At 36.0% G+C, this 20,003-nt stretch carries 17 protein-coding genes; 3 read left to right on the top strand and 14 right to left on the bottom strand.

Going from position 1 to position 20,003, the window contains the following annotated elements:
* Position 1: 1 nt before the first annotated feature.
* Positions 2-1,246: a 3D domain-containing protein gene (locus BPMYX0001_RS03040; protein WP_006093553.1), complete on the bottom strand. Its 1,245-nt coding sequence runs from the start codon at positions 1,244-1,246 to the stop codon at positions 2-4.
* A gap of 842 nt (positions 1,247-2,088) precedes the next feature.
* On the opposite strand from BPMYX0001_RS03040, the gene BPMYX0001_RS03035 reads away from it, so the two are divergent.
* Positions 2,089-2,391 carry an antibiotic biosynthesis monooxygenase family protein gene (locus BPMYX0001_RS03035; protein WP_006093552.1) on the top strand — a complete coding sequence of 101 codons (303 nt, stop codon included), beginning with the start codon at positions 2,089-2,091 and terminating at the stop codon, positions 2,389-2,391.
* Between the two features lie 143 nt (positions 2,392-2,534).
* Positions 2,535-3,686 carry a VanZ family protein gene (locus BPMYX0001_RS03030; protein ID WP_006093551.1) on the top strand — a complete coding sequence of 384 codons (1,152 nt, stop codon included), beginning with the start codon at positions 2,535-2,537 and terminating at the stop codon, positions 3,684-3,686.
* A gap of 4 nt (positions 3,687-3,690) precedes the next feature.
* On the opposite strand, the gene BPMYX0001_RS03025 is transcribed toward BPMYX0001_RS03030, so the two are convergent.
* From BPMYX0001_RS03025 to bdhA, 5 genes are all read right to left on the bottom strand, one after another.
* The gene (locus BPMYX0001_RS03025; RefSeq protein ID WP_033798623.1) at positions 3,691-5,004 is read right to left on the bottom strand and encodes a D-arabinono-1,4-lactone oxidase; all 1,314 of its coding nucleotides are present in this window, start codon (positions 5,002-5,004) and stop codon (positions 3,691-3,693) included.
* On the bottom strand, positions 4,992-6,164 hold the full coding sequence (locus BPMYX0001_RS03020) for an amino acid deaminase/aldolase (RefSeq protein WP_003195167.1): 1,173 nt from the start codon (positions 6,162-6,164) through the stop codon (positions 4,992-4,994). The genes BPMYX0001_RS03025 and BPMYX0001_RS03020 overlap by 13 nt, the downstream gene beginning before the upstream one ends.
* A 190-nt stretch (positions 6,165-6,354) precedes the next feature.
* Complete coding sequence (cerA, locus tag BPMYX0001_RS03015; protein WP_006093549.1) at positions 6,355-7,206, bottom strand: phospholipase CerA; 852 nt, start codon at positions 7,204-7,206, stop codon at positions 6,355-6,357.
* Positions 7,207-7,458: 252 nt separating this feature from the next.
* Positions 7,459-7,803: a potassium channel family protein gene (locus tag BPMYX0001_RS03010; protein WP_003195171.1), complete on the bottom strand. Its 345-nt coding sequence runs from the start codon at positions 7,801-7,803 to the stop codon at positions 7,459-7,461.
* A 119-nt stretch (positions 7,804-7,922) separates the two neighbouring features.
* Positions 7,923-8,975, bottom strand: a complete 1,053-nt coding sequence (gene bdhA, locus BPMYX0001_RS03005) for a (R,R)-butanediol dehydrogenase (RefSeq protein ID WP_033798622.1) — start codon at positions 8,973-8,975, stop codon at positions 7,923-7,925.
* A 227-nt stretch (positions 8,976-9,202) separates the two neighbouring features.
* On the opposite strand from bdhA, the gene BPMYX0001_RS03000 reads away from it, so the two are divergent.
* Positions 9,203-10,357 carry an MFS transporter gene (locus BPMYX0001_RS03000; RefSeq protein WP_006093547.1) on the top strand — a complete coding sequence of 385 codons (1,155 nt, stop codon included), beginning with the start codon at positions 9,203-9,205 and terminating at the stop codon, positions 10,355-10,357.
* A gap of 29 nt (positions 10,358-10,386) precedes the next feature.
* Here BPMYX0001_RS03000 and BPMYX0001_RS02995 read toward each other — a convergent pair whose 3' ends face one another.
* The 8 genes from BPMYX0001_RS02995 to rbsK all read right to left on the bottom strand — a co-directional run bounded on the left by BPMYX0001_RS02995 (position 10,387) and on the right by rbsK (position 19,995).
* Positions 10,387-11,229: an N-acetylmuramoyl-L-alanine amidase family protein gene (locus tag BPMYX0001_RS02995; protein ID WP_006093546.1), complete on the bottom strand. Its 843-nt coding sequence runs from the start codon at positions 11,227-11,229 to the stop codon at positions 10,387-10,389.
* Between the two features lie 585 nt (positions 11,230-11,814).
* Entirely contained in the window at positions 11,815-14,214 is a 2,400-nt protein-coding gene (locus BPMYX0001_RS02990) for an immune inhibitor A (RefSeq protein ID WP_006093545.1), read from the bottom strand.
* Positions 14,215-14,643: 429 nt separating this feature from the next.
* Entirely contained in the window at positions 14,644-15,291 is a 648-nt protein-coding gene (gene fsa, locus BPMYX0001_RS02985) for a fructose-6-phosphate aldolase (protein ID WP_003195186.1), read from the bottom strand.
* A 35-nt stretch (positions 15,292-15,326) separates the two neighbouring features.
* A complete protein-coding gene (rbsB, locus tag BPMYX0001_RS02980; RefSeq protein ID WP_033798621.1) occupies positions 15,327-16,250 on the bottom strand; it encodes a ribose ABC transporter substrate-binding protein RbsB in 924 nt (307 codons plus the stop codon).
* Positions 16,251-16,264: 14 nt separating this feature from the next.
* Positions 16,265-17,200, bottom strand: coding sequence for an ABC transporter permease subunit (locus tag BPMYX0001_RS02975; RefSeq protein ID WP_003195190.1), 936 nt, complete (start codon positions 17,198-17,200; stop codon positions 16,265-16,267).
* Between the two features lie 3 nt (positions 17,201-17,203).
* Entirely contained in the window at positions 17,204-18,688 is a 1,485-nt protein-coding gene (locus BPMYX0001_RS02970; RefSeq protein WP_006093543.1) for a sugar ABC transporter ATP-binding protein, read from the bottom strand.
* Positions 18,689-18,706: 18 nt separating this feature from the next.
* Entirely contained in the window at positions 18,707-19,102 is a 396-nt protein-coding gene (rbsD, locus tag BPMYX0001_RS02965; RefSeq protein ID WP_033798620.1) for a D-ribose pyranase, read from the bottom strand.
* Complete coding sequence (gene rbsK, locus BPMYX0001_RS02960; RefSeq protein ID WP_006093541.1) at positions 19,099-19,995, bottom strand: ribokinase; 897 nt, start codon at positions 19,993-19,995, stop codon at positions 19,099-19,101. Before rbsK ends, rbsD begins: the two co-directional genes overlap by 4 nt.
* Positions 19,996-20,003: the final 8 nt, after the last annotated feature.

The raw sequence follows: 20,003 nt of genomic DNA, 5'->3' as shown, positions 1-20,003 counted from the left end.
TTTAATTTAAAATTGTAACTTTAACCGTTCTGCGTCCCCAAGCACTAGAAGAAGCTTTATCTGGCATTAATACATCAATTCTATGACCTTTAATATCTCCGCCAGTATCCCCGGCAATTGCTTCACCGTATCCTTCAACAAATACACGAGATCCCAATGGAATAACCGCATCATCTACAGCAATTAATTTCATTCCTGGGTTTGCAGTTAAGTTATGACCCAATTTAGATTTTACAGTTTCACCTGGCTTATTTCCATTTTCAGAAGGATCAGCTGTATAAGCAGTTGCCAATACATAAATTTCACGCCCACCTTTAGCCGGTTTTGGCTCTGGCTGAGGAGTAGATGGTGTTTTTCCACTTTCAGCTTGCTTAGGCGCTGGTGCTGTTTGCTTAGCCGCGTCTGCTATTGCTTTTGCTTCTGCTTCTTTCGCAGCTTTTGCTTCTGCTTCTGCTTTTGCTTGAGCTTCCGCTGCTAATCTTGCAGCTTCTTGCTCACGAGCAATTGTTTCTTGTACTTCTTTCATACTTGATTCAATTTTTGCTTTTTCTTGTTCAGCTAAATTAATTTGACTTGCAATTTGATTATATTTTGCTTGCACAGCTTGTAAGTTTTCTTGACGCTTTTTCAAGTTTTCTTGTAAATCCGCTTGTGCTTTTGCTAATTTTTGTTTGTCTACTACTAAAGACGCTTCTTTTTCGTCAATTACTTTTTTGTCTTCTTCAATTTGACGAAGATCTTGTTCTTGCAGACGTAAAATCTCTTTATCTGCATCTAGGATTGTAGATACTGCATTCATACGTTGTAAGAAATCAGCAAAATTCTTTGATTCTACTACAACTTCTACTACTAAACTCGTATTTGAGCTATTTTGAACAGAAACCATACGTTTTTTCATAATATCTTTACGAGCAAGTACTTTATCCTCTAAAACGATAATCTCTTGCTTTTTCTGTTCAATTTGCTTATGCGTTTCATCGATTTTACTTTGAATAGCAGCTTGGTCCTCTTTGTTTTTTGCAATTGTATTATTTAAATTATGTAGTTCACTCTCAATACCTTGTATTTCTTTATTAACAGCTTGCTTCTCTTGTTCTTTTTGCTGAATATCATTGTTATTCTGCTGCAATTGCTGTTGCATGTTGTCCAGTTTCTCGTCGTTTGACTCAGCTTTTACAGCGACTGTACTAGAAAGACCAATAATTCCTGCTAATACTAGACTACTGATTCGCTTAAAATAGTTCATAATCCGACTCCCTTCTCATACAGTTATACATGATTTGTTTTACAGTTTGTTTACAAACTCATTAAATACACTTTATTTTTCATGACAAAAAAATGAAAACAACCCATAAAATGTAATGAACTCTTAACTTTTAACAACTGATTTTCATACAAATCTTACAAAATGTAAATTCGTATATTAGAAACAAAAGATTACACGACATTAAAAATATTGTCAAATCCTGCAGAAACCTTACTGATACAAAATTAGTCTGTTGACAACATATGACAACCTTCTACAAATTATATAAATCCAAATTGAAAAACCATCATAAAACCTTTCTTTTTGGGCGGAAGAGAGCATCAAGCCATGCATAGAAGCAGTCAAATTCTTCCCTTTCCCCATACCAATCTAAAAAAGAAAAAAAATAAGTACAGGGCACTTTTTATTCTTCGTAACAGCAACTTATATATTGAAAAGTCGAAATAGATTTATATGGTTTAACTCTCATTTTTCCTTACATTTGATGGCGAAAGGGAATTTAAAATATTTCTCTTTTTATTGTGTCATCGTGGGTGTACTCACTATTATTTTCCTATAAAGCTGAAAGAGTTGTCCTACTAAATAGGGCGCTCTTTTTTATAAAAAATTTGTCGTCTTCCTTTTATTTACTTTAAATTTTCAGAATAGTATAATATTAAATGTATCCTACATTATAAAAATGAATTACGAGCATGATAAATCTACGTTAAAGATACCTCCATAACCTCGTAAGCATAATAGGAGGATTGCACATGTTGTGACTGAAACAGGATATTCAATTCAATTTAATTTACTACTACAAATACAAAAGGGGTGCAATCATGTTTATTGTTACAAAACTTATTCATATTAAATTCGGCTATGAAGAACAAATTATTCGTTCTCTACAAGAATACTATCCAAACTCCGGTACATATGGGTTTATTAATCTAGAATTTTCTCGCATGAAACGTACTGAGCATGGGAATGAATATATGATTCGTATATTATGGAAAACACAACAAGATTATCATGAGTGGATTTCTCAAAAACAGGAAATTACAACGATGCCATGGAAACAACAATTCAAAAGCTATATTCTCTCATCAAAATCCCATGCTACGCACGTTAAATATTTACACTAAAAGAGCCTTCTGCAAATTTGCAGTAAGGCTCTTCTTCATCCCTCTTTCCTATCGAAACAACTCGGTCTCTAAAAAATAAAATTTGATTTTACATTTTATTAAAGCTATAATAGATTCCGAATTTTTTCGAAAGGAGCCACATTTTGACAGCTTATTTATTTCCAATTAAAACAGCATTTATTCTATTCCCCTTTTTAGCAATGATTCTATTGATTCCATTTTTAATATTTAATTACAGAAAATATGGCTATTTAAATAAATGGCGTTCATTTATTTTATATTCTTTACTGCTTTACTTGTTAAACGCTTATTTTCTTGTCATCTTACCGCTGCCACAAACCTATGATACATGTAGCTTGCAGCCAGCTAGTACACAGCACGTTCAGCTTGTACCGTTTTATTTCATTCAAGAAATCAGCAACCATACAGCAGCAGTATTAGCCAAACCAGCTACCTATTTCTATTTATTAAAAGAATCTGCTTTTTTACAAGTCGCATTCAATGCACTATTAACGATTCCAATCGGCATATATTTACGTTACTATTTCCGCCTTGGTTTTTTACAAACAATCTTCTTTTCACTTTGTCTCTCACTATTTTTTGAGATAACACAAGTGACTGGATTATACGGTATATACAATTGCGCATATCGTTTATTTGATGTCGATGATTTATTTTTAAATACTCTTGGGGGAGCAATTGGTTATTTCATCGCACCGATATTCACGTACTTCCTTCCTAAATCAAATGAATTAGATGCACATGTCGATTTAGCTACGAAACCAGTTGGATTTATTCGTCGTCTTATCGCACTGCAAATTGATTGGATTTTCTTATCTATTGTTGTGCCAGTTATAAAAAATAAAGGAAATTCTATTTTCATTTCTAGTATCCAGTCTTATACCAATCTATATGAACTTATTTTCACCCTATGTGCGGTCTTCATTTATTTCATCGTCATTCCGTATTTGACGAACGGAAAAACAATTGGTAAAGCGTTGCTTCGTATTCATATAAAAGGTAAAAATGAGCGAATTACCATTAAAGAATTATTTATTCGTTACGGCCTTTTCTATTTTGTTTTAGGTGGAATGAACTATATTCTCTCTAGTAGTTCCATATTGAATCAGACTAATCCATTAACTATGCTCATTATATTACTGTTTATGTTCTCAATTAATGGTCTCTTCATTATACATGTCCTATTACATGTATTTAGTCGAAATAAATTATTATTTTATGAGCATATAAGCCATACACGAAATGCAATTACACTCCAAAAAGCTGACAAATAATTTGTCAGCTTTTTTCATAAATAGAAAACATTTTTGCTACATATGGATTTAAAAACATCCCCATTGGATCTAGCTTTCCTCTAACTTCCAAGAAAGAGTTTAACTTTGGATAAACACATTGTAATGGTTCATATCGCATTGTATGCATTTTCCCCCAATGTGGACGCCCTTCGTACTTTTGAAAAATATGTTCTATTGCTGTAAAGTACGCAGCATATTTCATTCCTTTATACATATGCACAGCGATATACGCTGAATCTCTTCTATAAGCAGGACTTATCCATATATCATCTCCCTTTACATAACGACATTCAATTGGAAAATGAACTTGGAATTTCTTCTTTTCAATGAGGTTGTAAATTTCCCCTACTACATCTTTCATATACTGCGCTGGGACACTATACTCCATTTCATAAAAACGAACATTACGAGATGTAGCAAATATTTGATAACTTGGACCAATTGTTTTCGTACTCGGCACTGCCTTTGCTGACAGTCTACTAACTCCTTTACTTATAGAAGGAATCCACTTGCATCCTTTAGACAATAATGAAAAAGCTATATTTTCAAGTAGTTCTGTCTTGATCTTATGCCACTTTAAATCTATCCCTTTCTCTGCTGTTTCATTTGTAATTTTCACTTGGACATCATCTGAATACGGAAACACAAAAAATTCAAAATGACGATGTTGCTTATATTTCTCTAGTTTGTTTATTACAGTAGAAAACGATTCCTTTCTGCTTTCATAGATAAGTGAATAAGCTGGAATGACTTTTAATTTAACTTTTACAATGATTCCCAGCATACCCAGAGATAACTGAAATGCCTTCCAAAATTCAGGGTTCTCTTTCTCAGAACAAACAATAATTTCTCCAGATGCCAGCACAGCTGTAACTTCTACTACTTGTGTTGCCAAACTACCAAATTGAATACCTGTTCCATGCGTTCCTGTACTAATTGCTCCTGCAATAGATTGCGAATCAATATCTCCTAAATTTTCCTGCGCGTATCCTTTGTCTTCCAGCAGTTTTCCTAAGTTATATAACTTTGTTCCGCCCCATACTTCTACTATGAATGATTGTGAATCCACGTCTACTATCCCTTGTAGCTCATCTAAAGAAATTAGAATTTCCTCTGTTTGAACAAGAGGTGTAAAGGAGTGTCCTGATCCAACAACACGAATTCTCTTTCCCTGTTCCTTTGCAAACTTTACTACTTCTATCACATCTTGTATATTTTTTGGATACATCGTATATTGTGGATTCCCTTCTACATTCCCTGCCCAATTTCTCCATTTCTGCCCTTTTACAGAAAGCATTGGCCATCCCCCCGGTATGTTGAATACTCCCCTATCACTTTGTTACCTACAATACGATGTAACGATGAGAAACGCTCACATAGTTCTCCGGCTTTACTATGCCGAAATAACATACCATCCCCAACCGTTAGATGTTCTGAACCATCATAATAAACGGGCGTTTGTACTTCTCCAGCTCCCTCTAAAGCTAACAACTTTGCCCCACTTGGCTCCCAAATCTCAGGCTGTTTGTCTTTCCCAACTGCTCCTGAAGCCATATATCCGCCACCGAGGCAAGTATATATATGTTGGCTTGGTTGTCTAACAATCGGCAACGCAAAGCCAACAGCTGGTTCAAATCTAATATCTTTATAGTAATCAAAGAGCTTGGGAGAGTAAAAAGCAGAACCTATTGTAATCTCTGTAACGGATTCATCTTGCATTGTCGTTTTTATACTTCCTGTGCCTCCTCCATTTACAAAACGAAGTGTAATTCCTTGTTCTTGCAATGCTCGTACAACGCTCTGTCTACGTTCCATCACTTCAAATACAGATTTTCTCTTTAAATAAGAAACTATTTTATTTTTAAAACCTTGCTTTGGTACATCGTCCCCAACTCCTGCAATCTGTGCCTCATAGCCCATTACACCGTCTATTTGTAAAACGGAAGATTGAATTGCTTTTTCAATAACGTTTAAAGCCTCAGAGGTAGTACGTATAGGAGAACGTCTAACACCAAAATGAAACTGAAAAAAATGACTACTCATATCGATATCAATACAAATTCGAAAGCGTCCACCCGTTTCTATTGCAATTTTCTCTAAATAAGCAATATGTTCTATGCAATCTACCATACAAGTGATTATAAATCCTTGTTTTGTAAGCAAACTAATTTCTTGAAGTGCTTGTTCATCATGTACAGGATATCCAAGCAACAAATCATTAAATCCTTGTTTTATTAAGAATATTACTTCTCGTGGTGAAAAACACATAATGCCTTGAAAACAACTATTAGAGGCTAAAATTTTCTTCATCACTGGAACAGATCGTAACGATTTACTAGCAATACGAACTTTCTTTCCTCCGCACAATTGAACAATTGACTCAATATTTCTTTCTAACGCTTCTTCATCAAGAAATGCGCATGGTAAGGGAACCTTTTGAAATATGTTACGCTCCACATTTTTCTCTCCCCTTCTATATATATGTCTTATACATATTGGAAAGAAACTATCATTTTCCTGTGTCTAAACAAAAAAAGTTTCTTCTTTACGAAGAAACTTTTTAACTATTTCAATAGAAGTGATTGCCTGTACTGGATCATGAATCATTATACGTATATGTTTTTTAACTAAGAAGTAACCAAGCGTTCTAGCGATTTACATACGTATCAAACCAAAGCTGAATATATCCCGCTGTGACACGCTGTGCTTCTACTAAACGTTTTCCTGTTGTTAGTGTAACTTCTGCACGCCATTTATCTGCATATTCTTGTGAAACTGCCGCTCTTACGAACCAATCTTTTGTAGTGCCATTTACAATACCAGCATAATCTTGCTTAGCAGCTACAGCCGCTCCATGAATCCAGTCTTCAGGATTTACTCCTTTCCAATTCCAATATCCATTTCCATCAGCCACTTTATAATTATTTTTTATTGTATCTACAAAATTTTCATATTTGGAGTGGAAACCTTGTGGATAAGAAAGATTTGTAAAGTTTGCTGCATGCATCGGTTGATTGACATCGCCTAAGTAATGAAGGGATAAACCCAAATAGAAGAATGCTTGTTTCATATCTTGCTTTTGATAAGCTTCACCAGCAAGTTTAAAATATTTAGCCCCAGTTTCTTTTGCCTGCTTAGCAAAAGGTATATATGTCTTCCCTGTATCAGGCTCGTAGAAATGAGAAGCAAATGTACTGTTATCATAGTAAGGGTTTTCATAATCAGCAGCATATATACCATTCTCTAACTCTGTACGCCATTCATTTAATACTGCAACTTGATCTTGTTTTACAACCGTTGTATTACGAGACATAATATCAATTGCACGATTGACAATCCATAAATGGGAGTTTACACCTTCTGCATGTTTATCTTCAGCAGACCAATATTGAATTACTCTTACCTTATTTCCGCCCTCATTTTCATGGGCAAACGCTACACTTTGCAATGGTGCTACTAATGTAATAGCTGCTGCTAAGGCTAATACTTTCTTTTTCATATGAAAACCTCCGTTTATATTTAATTTACTTGGAATATGTAATTCAAATCATATGGTTAACCTACGATTAGAATATCCCACCTTTCTACTCATTTCTATTGAGAAAATAAATAATGTGAATATTCACATTATTATAATTCTATGGATAATATGTTTCATTTGCATTATAGTAAACGAATATTAAATTCCTGCAAAGAAACAGCTAAAATATTGTAAAAAATAGAAGCAATCAGGTGCATATCCTGATTGCTTCTATTTTTTCTTTCGCCCTGATAATATACTTGATAATTGAACATTTACTGCTAGCTTATGAATAAATCCAAACACTAAACCAATTCCAATGAAAATATAGAAAATCGTAAAGATTTTTCCAAAGTCTGTTTGCGGGCTAAAATCTCCATAGCCAACTGTCGTTAATGTAACAACGCTAAAATATAATGCATCAATCGTGCGTAATCCTTCTACCGTACTGTAAAAAATAGTCCCTGATAGTAACGTTATAATCGTTAATACAAATAACACTTGAAATTCTTTATCTTTCCACGCTCTTGAACAAGCTTTTAGCATTCGTTTCAAAGTTAGTAAAAATGAAACCATGTAACTCTCCCTTCCTACTTAAACAATTTAGTCAAAGGAAAGTCTATCACCTTTCTATCCACAAAAAAAGTAGCCTTCTTCTATTTCTAGAAAAAGACTACTTTCTTCTATATTATATATTATTTAGGTGAAACAAGAATTTTCACTTGTTTTTTATCTTTTACAAGCGCTTCAAATCCTTCTTCTACAACTTGATCCACTGTAATTTTTTTCGTAATTAATTTCTCTGCTTGAATTTGACCAGAGCTAATTAATTTAATAACAGATGGGAAGATGTGACGGTATCCAAGAATACCTACAACTTCTTTTTCTTTTAATACTAAGTTGTTTGGAGTAATTGTCGCATCTTTTTCCCAGACACTGACGATTACAGTTTGTCCTTCAAAGCTTGTGCTTTCAATTGCTTGACGAAGTACAACTTCAACTCCTGTTACTTCGAAGCTAACATTTACGCCTAAACCGTTTGTTAAGTTACGGATTTCTGCTACCACATCTTGCTCTGCTGGATTTAATACGTAATCAGCACCTGCTAATTTTGCTAACTCTTGACGTTCTTTAGAAAGTTCAACTGCGATAACAGGTGTTGCACCTGCAGCTTTAGCAGCTTGGATAACAAGAAGTCCGATTGGTCCACAGCCAAATACAGCTACAGCTTCGCCTTCTTTTAACTTACTTTGCCGCACTGCATGAACTGCAACCGCTGCTGGTTCTACAAGTGCACCTTGTTCATAAGTCATTTCATCTGGGATATGGTGAACCATATCTGCTGGTACTACAGTATATTCAGAGAAGCCACCGCCATCTCCACCAAGACCGTGGAAAACAAGTTGTTCACAAACGTTATAATGACCATGTTTACAAGCTTCACATTTACCACAAGAATAAATAGGTTCTACAACAACGCGGTCCCCTACTTTATGATTCGTAACACCTTCACCGATTTCAACAACTTCACCACTAAACTCGTGACCTAAAATAACAGGTGCTTTCACGTGTGTTAGTGGATGTTCTTCTGTTGGAATAAAAATAGGTCCTGCTAAATATTCATGTAAATCTGTTCCACAAATACCACACCATTTAACTTTGATCTTCACTGCTCCTGATCGTACAGTTGGTTCTGGAACTTCTTCTACTCTTACATCACGTTGATTATGCCAAAGTAATGCTTTCATTTTATGCATCCCTCTCTATGTATATATACTTAACCTGGTGAAGTTTATCAATCTATTATAGTACTCTTATCCATATATTTCAAAAAACCAATCTGGATTTCACTAAATTTTAACAAAAAAAGTTCACTTTTTTGTCACTTTGTACTTTTTTCCACATCTGTTAATTCAATTTCATTGCAGGCGAAATTCGCATTATGCCATAATAGCAGAGGAGAGGTGAACATCGCTTGAAATATTTCATTTATTTTATTGTTATCGTAGCGTTTTTAGATACATTTTCACAATTACCAATTATGAGTACTTACGCGCAAAGCCTCGGGGGAACTCCTCTTATTATCGGTCTCGTTGTAGGTATGTACTCGTTTGCCAATATGATTGGCAATATTATCGCAGGTGCATCTGTTGATAAATTTGGCGCAAAGAAAGTACTCTATATGAGTATGGGAATTACGAGTCTCATAGTGTTATTGTATACTGTTGTTCAAAGCGGCGAGCAATTACTCATCGTTCGCTTTTTACACGGATTTAGTGATGGCTTCTTAATCCCTGCAGCCTTTACTTTCCTATCTAAACAAACGAAATCTACAAAACAAGGAAAAGCAATGGCACTATCTGGTGCCGCTGTCGGAACAGCAGCTATCGTTGGCCCTGCTTTCAGTGGAATTATGAAAGCAACCGCAGGTGTAGAGTGGGTCTTTGTTACGATTTCTATCTTAATGGTATTCGGAACAATCGTATCCCTGTTCTTATTACCAACCAATGTGACTAGAAAAGACACATCACGGACGCAAATGATGAACAAAGAAGATATGATAGGATTACTAAAATCCGAACCATTATTACAAGCATATATTGGTGCTTTTACATTAATGTTTTCACAAGGAATCGTCACATATATGTTACCGGTAAAAGTAGAAGCACTAGCACTCAAAGCATCTACAACAGGCATGATGCTAAGTGTATTTGGGATTACTGCCATCCTCTTCTTCTTACTGCCAACAAATCGTATTTATGATCGCTTTGACCGTTCAAAAATGATGCTAATTGGTATTGCAGTCATGGCACTTGCCTTATCATTACTTGGCATATTTACAACAAAAGGTATGCTCTTTGTTGTTATGATGATTTACGGAATTGGATTCGCCATCCTCTTCCCATCTATTAATGCTTTACTCGTTGAAAATACAACTGAAGATAAACGCGGGAAGGCATTCGGATTATTTTACGCATTCTTCTCATTAGGTGTTGTCGCTGGATCCTTTACAGTTGGAGCAATCGGGGCATCACCGAGCGTAAGCTTTGTAATTGGAACAGCATTCTTACTCACATTTGCTGGAATGATTTATTTCAGAGGAAAAATAAAAGAGACAATGATGAATTAGCTCATCATTGTCTTTTTTCAATCAAATCTTTATTGTAAAACCTCAATATATGAAGGATTAGCAGTTATATAGCTTCCTGATTTTAGCTTATACATTTTTGAACCATTTACAGTTACCGTTGCCACAACAGTGAATACATCACCTTTTTTCACAGTACCAGCCTTTGCATTCCAATCAGGTTGATTATAATAATATAATTCTTCTGTTTTCACACGAATTAAGAATGTTTTCTTCTGTAATCCAAATGCCTTTACTAAACCATTTACATGCCCTCTTGCAAGTTGTTCTCTAAATGTTGCATTACCTAATTTTTGAGCATCTTCTGCTCGATCAATAAACCCATTTTCAGTTAATACTGCTGGCATATTCGTTTCTCTTAACACATGGAAATTATTTGTTTTGATCCCTCTATCATCAAGGTCCGTTGTTTTCATAATTTCCTGATGAATTATATTCTGGTAAGTCGTAGTTGGTGCTCCTGCATTTGGATAACTATAATCTTCATAACCAGAGCCACCACCACTGTTAATATGTACAGATAAGAAGAAATTTGCTCCCCAATTATTTGCATCAGTTGTTCGCTGTGTTAGCGTAGGATATACATCACTTGTACGACTCATTTTAATTTTATGACCTGTATACTCTGCATTTAAAATGTTACGAATACGTAATGCGATATCTAATGTTAAATCCTTTTCTCGCAAACCATTTCCAACCGCTCCTGTATCTGTTCCCCCATGACCTGGATCAAGATAAATCTTAACTGTCTCCGCACTTGCATGTGCAGTTGGTATAGCAAAATACATACATGCTACACATAATAAAACAATACTACTTTTCACAAAAGCTGATAATTTTTTCAATGCTGTCAATTACTTCACTCTCCCTATATATATAACTTTACAAATATTCTCTACATTTCCTTCCTAAAAAAGAATTTCAATTAAACTATTAAACTATTAAACTATCACTATCTTAATTAATTCCTTTGAATTTTACTCAAAATAAAAAACAAAATCAATATATAATTTTGTTTTTTATAAATAATTATTTTTTAGATTCAAAATCAGTAAAAACTTGAAATATATGTATTTATAAACGACAAAAAAAGGAGCAAACTCTATTTATCTCTATATCAAAAAAATGTATTTTCATTTCATATATTTAAAAATTCCGCTTGTTCTTTTTTACTTTTCAGTAATAATCGTATCCGAATACTACTCATTGTAAATTGCTGAAACTCGTCTTTCTTCTATACCAATCAGCTTGATACACTCTTCACTCATTTTTCAAAAAAATGTATAAATACCAACTATGTCTCGACAATTTCCTCGGAAATATTCCTTTTCCCTACACCATTTGATAGACTGTATATAGGTAAACAATGTGTATTACACAAAATAAAAAAGTACGTTCTTTTTAAGAAGAACGTACTTTTCTATTTTATTACTAATCTATTAACGACGAATCCAAATAGCTCCTGCCGACTTATCATCAGCTTGCCCAACAACTTGGAATTTCAGCCCTAATTGCGGCACTTTTCGTCCCGCATCAGGAATTTGAGTGTTACTGTATACTTTAGAATCATCAAATGTTGCAACACCTGGTAAGCCTGGGTAATTAAATTGTCCACGTGTAAATGAATTTACATTCCACGCCGGTGTTTGATCAAGTGAAAATGCAGCATCTGCAATTTGCAACCCTGTATTACCGTATACTGGTTTTCCATTTAAATTTCCAACAAATGTCTCCGGGTGAGAATCAACAACACCAAGGAAGCCTTCACCAGGATGTTGACCAGTCCAGTTATCTTTAAAACTATCATCTGCATACCAAACAACAAGACCAGTATTATATGCTGGACCTCTCGCTACTTTTAACCCTTCATCTGATCCAGCATAGTTTCTCCACTCTAAATAATAATAATGTGGTTTCTTTTCTGTTCCATCAGAAACGACAAAACCATCTAACTTCATTTTCGCTTGTCCTTCTGCATCATCTGAAAATACTACTTTTCCATCGACTGTTACGTTCACATTATCCATTGCAAATCCTTTATATGCTACAGCAGGATCTGTAATATAATCAAATTGCAATTTCACTTTCTTCCCTTTAAATTGACTTAAATCATATGATTTATCAATCCATTTTCCTTCTGTCGTATCTTTATCACCTTTTACTACTTTATTGCCTAGTTTATCGATTAATGTTTTTGTTCCATCTTCTGTCACCGCATGTATTTCAATAAAATCACATTCTGCTTCAAGTTCATAGTTTACTTTATAATCAAATTTCGCGTTAGCTGCTTTCGTTAAATCAAACAAAGGTGTTTCTAATGTTGTATGCATATCATCGCCTCTTGTACTGTAGTATGCATGCTTGCCAAATCCAGTTTTAATTGTTTCAACACTTTTCTCAGGTAAATTTACACGTACAAGACCTGGACGATTGGATTTTGTAACACTTTGATCAATATATGTAGGGAAACCTACTCCACGTTTTATTTTATCGTAATCTACTTCTACAATTTTCGCCCAGTTTCCGCCCATATTTTTTTGTAAGAAATCTTTATTTTGCGGTGAAAAACTTGTTGGCTCTGTTCCTGCGATTTTTCCTGTCCAGCTACCACCACTCATTAATGACCATGATTCTACAGGTGATCCAGTTCCAGTATAATTCGTATCATATTCATCTGGTAAACCAAGATCATGACCAAATTCATGAGCGAATACGCCAACTGCACCATCCTCAGGCTCAATTGTGTAATCATGTGCAGCAACTTTTCCATCCCAATACGAAACTTTTGACTTTGTTCCTTCAATTGCAACTGGATCTTGTGCTAATTTAGAACGATGTGACCAAATCGCATCATCACCTAATTTACCTCCACCAGCTTCTTGACCAACCCCAGCATGAATGACCATTAAATGATCAATTACACCGTCTGGTTCATTTTGATTTCCATCACCATTTGTATCATAACGATCAAACTGGTCAAATTGAGATAAATCTAATCCTTTCTCTGCTGCTGCTTTTAATGCTTCTTTCACAAGGTCACGTGCCCCTTTAGGCCCTTTATTATCATGACCAGTTTTACCATCTGCTCCGTAATCTGCTGCTTTCCCAGGAACAGTCAACCATTCTGTCACATAACCATCTGTCGTATAACTACCACCAGATTGCTCTTCATAATATTGTTTAAATGTTTTTACTTTTGAACCATTGAATAACGTGAATGGTTCATTACCGAATAACATTTTTTGATAATGCTCTCTACTAAAGTCGTTCGCATACATATAACCAGGGCTTTGCTCAATATTATTATGTTTATAATCACTAAACTCTACAAGTAGTACAAGTACTTTATCTGTACGTACAGTTCCGTTATATGGAGCCTGCTTTGCTGGAGAAGTTGGTACTTTTCCATTTAACTGTTTTTTATTTTGTGAAGGCGTTTGCTCTGGGCTAGCATTTTCTACAGACTCCTTCACTTTTTCTTTTTCTTCCATCTTTTTTTCTTTTACTTTTTTCACAAAATCAGATGCCTCTTTAGCAGGGTCACCCGGAAGAATTTCTTTATTTGGCTGATCACCCTTCTTTTTTTCAATATAGTGCTCTACAGCCTTTTGTGTCTCTTCTTTTGATGCTGATCGATCAATCGTTCCACGTTCTTTTAAAGCTTCAGCCAAGCGCTCTTCTTGAATTAAATTGTTATCAATTGGAGTTGTTGAAATACTTCCTTTTGACTGAGATGTTGTTTCCGCATAAGCTACTGATGTACCAAGTGCAAATGTGCAACCAAGCATTGTCGTGATTGCCAAAGATGAAAAAACTTTAAACGGTGTTTTTCTTTTCATTACTATTTCCTCCCTTATTAATTGTAACAAGACTTAAAATTTAGATAATTGATAATATGGAATGCACAATATATATAAGTTCTATAATATAGACCTATCCCCCCTTCTATATACAATAAAAAAGACATAGTTCTATAATCATGGAATAGTAATTATTCCCTTATAGAATCATGCCCTCCAGTCCTCTGGTCAGACCCTGTACTGATTATTTACCTCGTATCAAAAAAACTCACAAAAAAGAGTTATTTATTATATATTAAATAACTTAGATAGAAAATTTAAAAGACAATATGCACAATTGCATGAAAATTCTTTTATTCATTATTTTACAAACAAAAAAACTACCAAGGTTAACGTAATGCTAACCTTGGTAGTTTTTGTTTCCCCCTCATAAACGGGGAGCAATCCTTCACAGATGGAAGTTTCACTTTATTTCCCTTGTGTTTTCTCCCAATCAGCTAAGAATTTCTCAATTCCTTGATCTGTTAACGGATGTTTCACTAATGCGCCAATTACGTTTGCCGGAATTGTTGCAATGTGTGCACCGTTTAATGCTGCGTCTGTTACGTGAACGCTATGGCGTACAGATGCTGCGATAATTTCTGTTTTAATGTCATGAATTACAAAGATATCAGCGATTTGGCGAATTAAGTCCATACCATTATGACCGATATCATCTAAACGACCTAAGAATGGAGATACGTACGTTGCACCTGCACGTGCTGCAAGCAATGCTTGTACTGCAGAGAATACTAACGTAACGTTTGTACGAATTCCTAAATCAGAGAATGCTTTTACTGCTTTTAAGCCTTCTTTTGTCATTGGTACTTTTACAACAACGTTTGGAGCAATTTTTGCTAATTCTTTTCCTTCTTCAATCATTTTATCTGATTCTAGGCTAATAACTTCTGCACTTACAGGTCCTGTTACAACGCTGCAAATTTCACGAATACGTTCATGGAAATCTACGCCTTCTTTTGCTACAAGTGATGGATTTGTTGTTACACCTGCTAATACGCCTAAATCATTTGCCTCTTTAATTTCATCAATGTTTGCTGTATCAATAAAAAATTTCATTTGTTTTTCTTCCTTCCTAAATGTAAGTTTATATTTTATTTTTTCTTAATAAGCTCTAATTCAATCGGAATGAATTTTTCCACTTTTTTACCTTGGTTCACTTGTCTTGCTGTTTCCATCGCTTTCTCTCCGATTAATTCTGGTTTTTGCGCAACAGTTGCTGTCATACGTCCGTCATTAACCGCTTTCACAGCATCATCTGTGGCATCAAATCCAACAACAACCACATCTGTTTTTCCAGCAGATTTTAATGCTTCCAGCGCACCTAATGCCATTTCATCATTATGAGCAAACACTGCTTTTATATCATTATTTGCCTGCAATATGTTTTCCATAACTGATAATCCTTTGGCACGGTCAAAGTCTGCGGCTTGCTTTGCAACAACTTTTAGCCCCTTATCGGCAACTTTATGGAATCCTTTCCCACGCTCACGAGCAGCGGATGATCCAGGAATCCCTTCTAACTCAGCAACATTTGCACCTTCACCAACAAGCTCACGAATGTAGTCACCAGCCATGGTTCCACCTTCTACATTATTTGATGCGATGTGTGAAACAACTTTTCCTGAGTTTGCAACACGATCTACTGTAATAACAGGGATGTTTGCTGCATTCGCTGCACTTACTGCTGAAGCAACTGCATCTGAATCTGTTGGATTAATGACAACTAGATCAACGCCTTTTTGAATTAAATCCTCAACATCATTCGTTTGCTTCGCTGCATCATTTTGTGCATCAACAGCAATTAACTCAATGCCACTATCTTTCGCCTTCTTTTCTGCCCCTTTTTTCAACGTAACGAAAAATGGATTGTTTAAAGTTGAAACAGAAAATCCAACTTTAATAGTTTTATTTCGACCTTTATCACTAGAATCCTTTGCCCATTCTGGTGGTTCCATTGAACAACCAGCAGTGATTACCATTATGAGTGCAACGAGTACAAGTAACCATTTTTTCATGAATTGTCCCTCCATTATGCTTCTTTTCGACGATCAATTAATACAGCAAGTAAGATCACAAGCCCTTTTACAACTTGTTGGAAGAAAGAAGATACACCTAATAAATTTAGACCGTTATTTAGTACACCGATAATCAGTACACCAATGAACGTGCCGACAATCCAACCTCTTCCACCAGAAAGACTTGTTCCTCCTAATACAACTGCAGCAATTGCATCTAATTCGTAAGAAGAACCAGCAGTTGGCTGTGCAGAATCTAAGCGTGATGTTAACACGATACCCGCAAGCGCTGCCAGAATTCCAGAAAGACCATAAATCATTACTTTTATTCGCGTTACATTAATACCTGATAATGCCGCTGCTTCTTCATTTCCACCAATTGCAAAAGTACGGCGACCAAACGTTGTCTTCTTTAAAATAAAGTACAATGCAGCAAAAGCAATCATCATCGTTACAGCTGGTACGGGAATACCAAGGAAGTAACCACGGCCAAACATTTGAAACATTAAGTGATCACCAAGGCCAGTGATCGGACGTCCGTCCATATAAACAAGCGTGAGCCCTCGGAAAATGGTCATTGTTGCTAATGTCGCAATAAATGGTGCCACTTTTCCTTTCGCAATGATGATACCGTTTACAATTCCCATTACAAGCCCAGCCAATAATCCAACTGCCATTGCAAGGAACGGATCCATGCCACTTGCCATCATTCCAGCAACAAGTGCACTTGATAATGCTAAAATAGAACCTACCGATAAGTCAATACCCCCAGTTAAAATAACGAAGGTCATTCCAAATGCAATGAGTGCATTAATCGATACTTGGCGTAAAATATTAAATAAATTTGGTATTTCAATAAATGCTGGATTTAATGCTGTAATAACTACAATAATCAGTGCCAATCCAATTAAAGAACCTAGCTGCTGCAATATATTCCCCTTTTTAGCCATAACTTACTCTCCCCCTGTAGCTAATGCCATAATGGACTCTTGTGTTGCTTTATCTTTCTCTAAAATACCGCCTACTTTTCCTTCATGAATAACAAGGACACGATCGCTCATTCCTAAAACTTCTGGAAGTTCGGATGAAACCATAATAACCGCATCCCCCTGCTTTGTAAGCTTGTTCATAATAGAGTAAATTTCTTTTTTTGCTCCAACATCAACGCCCCGTGTTGGTTCATCTAAAATTAACAGCTGCGGATGGATTCCTAGCCATTTTGCAATAACAATCTTTTGTTGATTTCCACCAGAAAGTGATTTGACGGCTTGTTCACCATTTGCCGCTTTTACATTGAGAAGCTTCATCATATCCTCTGTGAACTGTGCTTCTATTCCTTTATCCATCACACTACCTTTTGAGAGACTTTCTAGATTTGGCAATGCTAAATTTTCACGAATAGAAAAATCTAAGACAAGCCCTTCTGATTTTCGATCTTCTGTAATAAAGGCAATTCGCTGCCGGATTGCATCAATTGGACTATCAATTTTCACTTCTTGCCCATTCATAAATATTTGGCCCGAATCTAACGGTTCATGTCCAAATATCGCCTTCATAATATCAGTGCGGCCAGCTCCCATTAATCCAGCGACACCGAGAATTTCACCTTTTCTCACTTGAAACGAAATATTTTCAAACTTCCCTTTTTTCGTTGCGTTACGCATTTCAAAAATAACTTCACCGATCTTCGCATCGCGCTCCGGATAGCGCCCACCGATGCTGCGACCAACCATCATACTCACTACTTCATCAAATGATGTTTCTAGAATTAACCTCGTTCCAACATATTCCCCATCACGTAAAATCGTAATAGCATCACAAATAGAAAAGATTTCTTCCATGCGATGTGAAATGTAGACGAACGATACGCCTTCTTTACGTAATTTATTAATAACCGTAAAGAGTGTTTCAATTTCGCGATCCGTTAAGGCTGCTGTCGGCTCGTCCATAATAATAACGCTCGCATTTGTCATTAAGGCCTTACCAATTTCAATAATTTGCTGCTGTCCAACTGATAATTCCCCAGCAAGCATAGCCCCTTTTACGTGAAGCCCAAGACTTGCTAATTGTTGCTGCGCTAACCCATTCATTTGCCGTGTACGTAAAATGCCTGTTTTGCCGTACATCAACTCTTTCCCAAGAAACATATTTTCAGCAACTGTTAAGTTCGGTAATATGTTCAGCTCTTGATGAATAAAAGCAATTCCGTATTCCTCAGCTTCTTTTGCGTTTTTAAATGTCCGTTCTTGCCCATCAATCGTGACTTGACCACTATCTTTCGTATATACACCTGTTAAAATTTTCATGAGCGTTGATTTTCCCGCTCCATTTTCCCCCATCAGTGCATGGACTTCTCCTGTTTCAATACTAAACTGTGCGTTTTTTAAAACAGGATTACCATTGAACGCTTTTGAAATATTTTTCATTTCAATACGCATTCTCATCACATCCCTTTATTAAAAAATCACGCCGGCATGTAAAATAACATTCGCATATAGCGTTGCTTCTCCCGTACGAATAACTGCCTTTGCCTGTTTTGTACGTTCTTTAAACTGCTCATGCGATACGTATTCAAAAGCAGCTTCTTTTAAACGTGCTTCAACTTCTCTGTTTACTTCTGCATTATTGATCGTAATCTCTTCTGCTAATGTTAGTTTTTCAACTGCCATGTCGTCTATCACGACTTGTAACACCTCTAGAAACGATGGTTTTCCAAGTTCTACCGCTAAATCAATTCGCTTTACACCATCTGGAATAGGTAAACCACAATCAGCAATCACAATTGTATCCGTATGTCCAAGGGAAGCAAGTACCGCAGCAATTTCACTATTTAATACACCATGCTTCTTCATCCAACAATCACCTGCACTTCTCTTACCTTTTCTCTTGTTGGCATACCACCTTGTGCCCCTAACTTTGTTACAGAAAGACCACCGGCAATGTTTGCAAAGCGGATTGCTTTTTGTAATGTCTCACCTTCGGAAAGTGCAACCGCTAATGCACCGTTAAAAGTATCACCTGCTCCTGTTGTATCCACTACTTCAACATCAATACTTGGTACATGAACAATCTCTGTACCATTATGGAAACGAACACCTTTCCCACCTTCTGTCATCAGTAACTTATTTGGATATTTCGCAAGTAACTCTTCAATTGGTGACGTAAAATCATCTAATACAATGCGGCATTCATGCTCATTCGGTGTAATATACGTCGCCTTTTCTAAAATATCTACTGGCAATACTTGTGCCGGAGCTGGATTTAACATAACCGGAATTTTGTGTTCTTCACAAATATCAAGAACGTATTCCACTGTTTCTAGCGGAATTTCCAGCTGAAGGACAACCATATCAGCTTTTGCAAGAAGATCTTTTGCGCGATCGGCAATTTGCTGATTCACGAGACGGTTTGCTCCTTGCACAACAACAATACTGTTATCTTCCTCGGCCAAAACAATATGCGCAATTCCTGTCGTTTCATCTGTAACCGGTACCACATAGTCGATAAAAATACGTTCATTCTCTAAATTTTTTCTAACTAGCTTACCATAATCATCATTTCCTACAGCACCTACCATTGCCACATTTGCACCTAATCTAGCTGCGGCAACAGCTTGGTTTGCTCCTTTTCCTCCAGGCACTGTATGAAACGCTTCTCCAATCACTGTTTCTCCTGCTTTTGGTCGCTTTTTTGAAACAGCGACTAAATCCATTGAAATACTGCCGACTACTGCAATGTTTGGCATATATCTCA

Origin of the sequence: Bacillus pseudomycoides DSM 12442, from assembly GCF_000161455.1 — a bacterium.
GTDB classification, from domain to species: Bacteria; Bacillota; Bacilli; order Bacillales; family Bacillaceae_G; genus Bacillus_A; species Bacillus_A pseudomycoides.
This window is presented reverse-complemented; position numbering and strand designations above follow the sequence as displayed.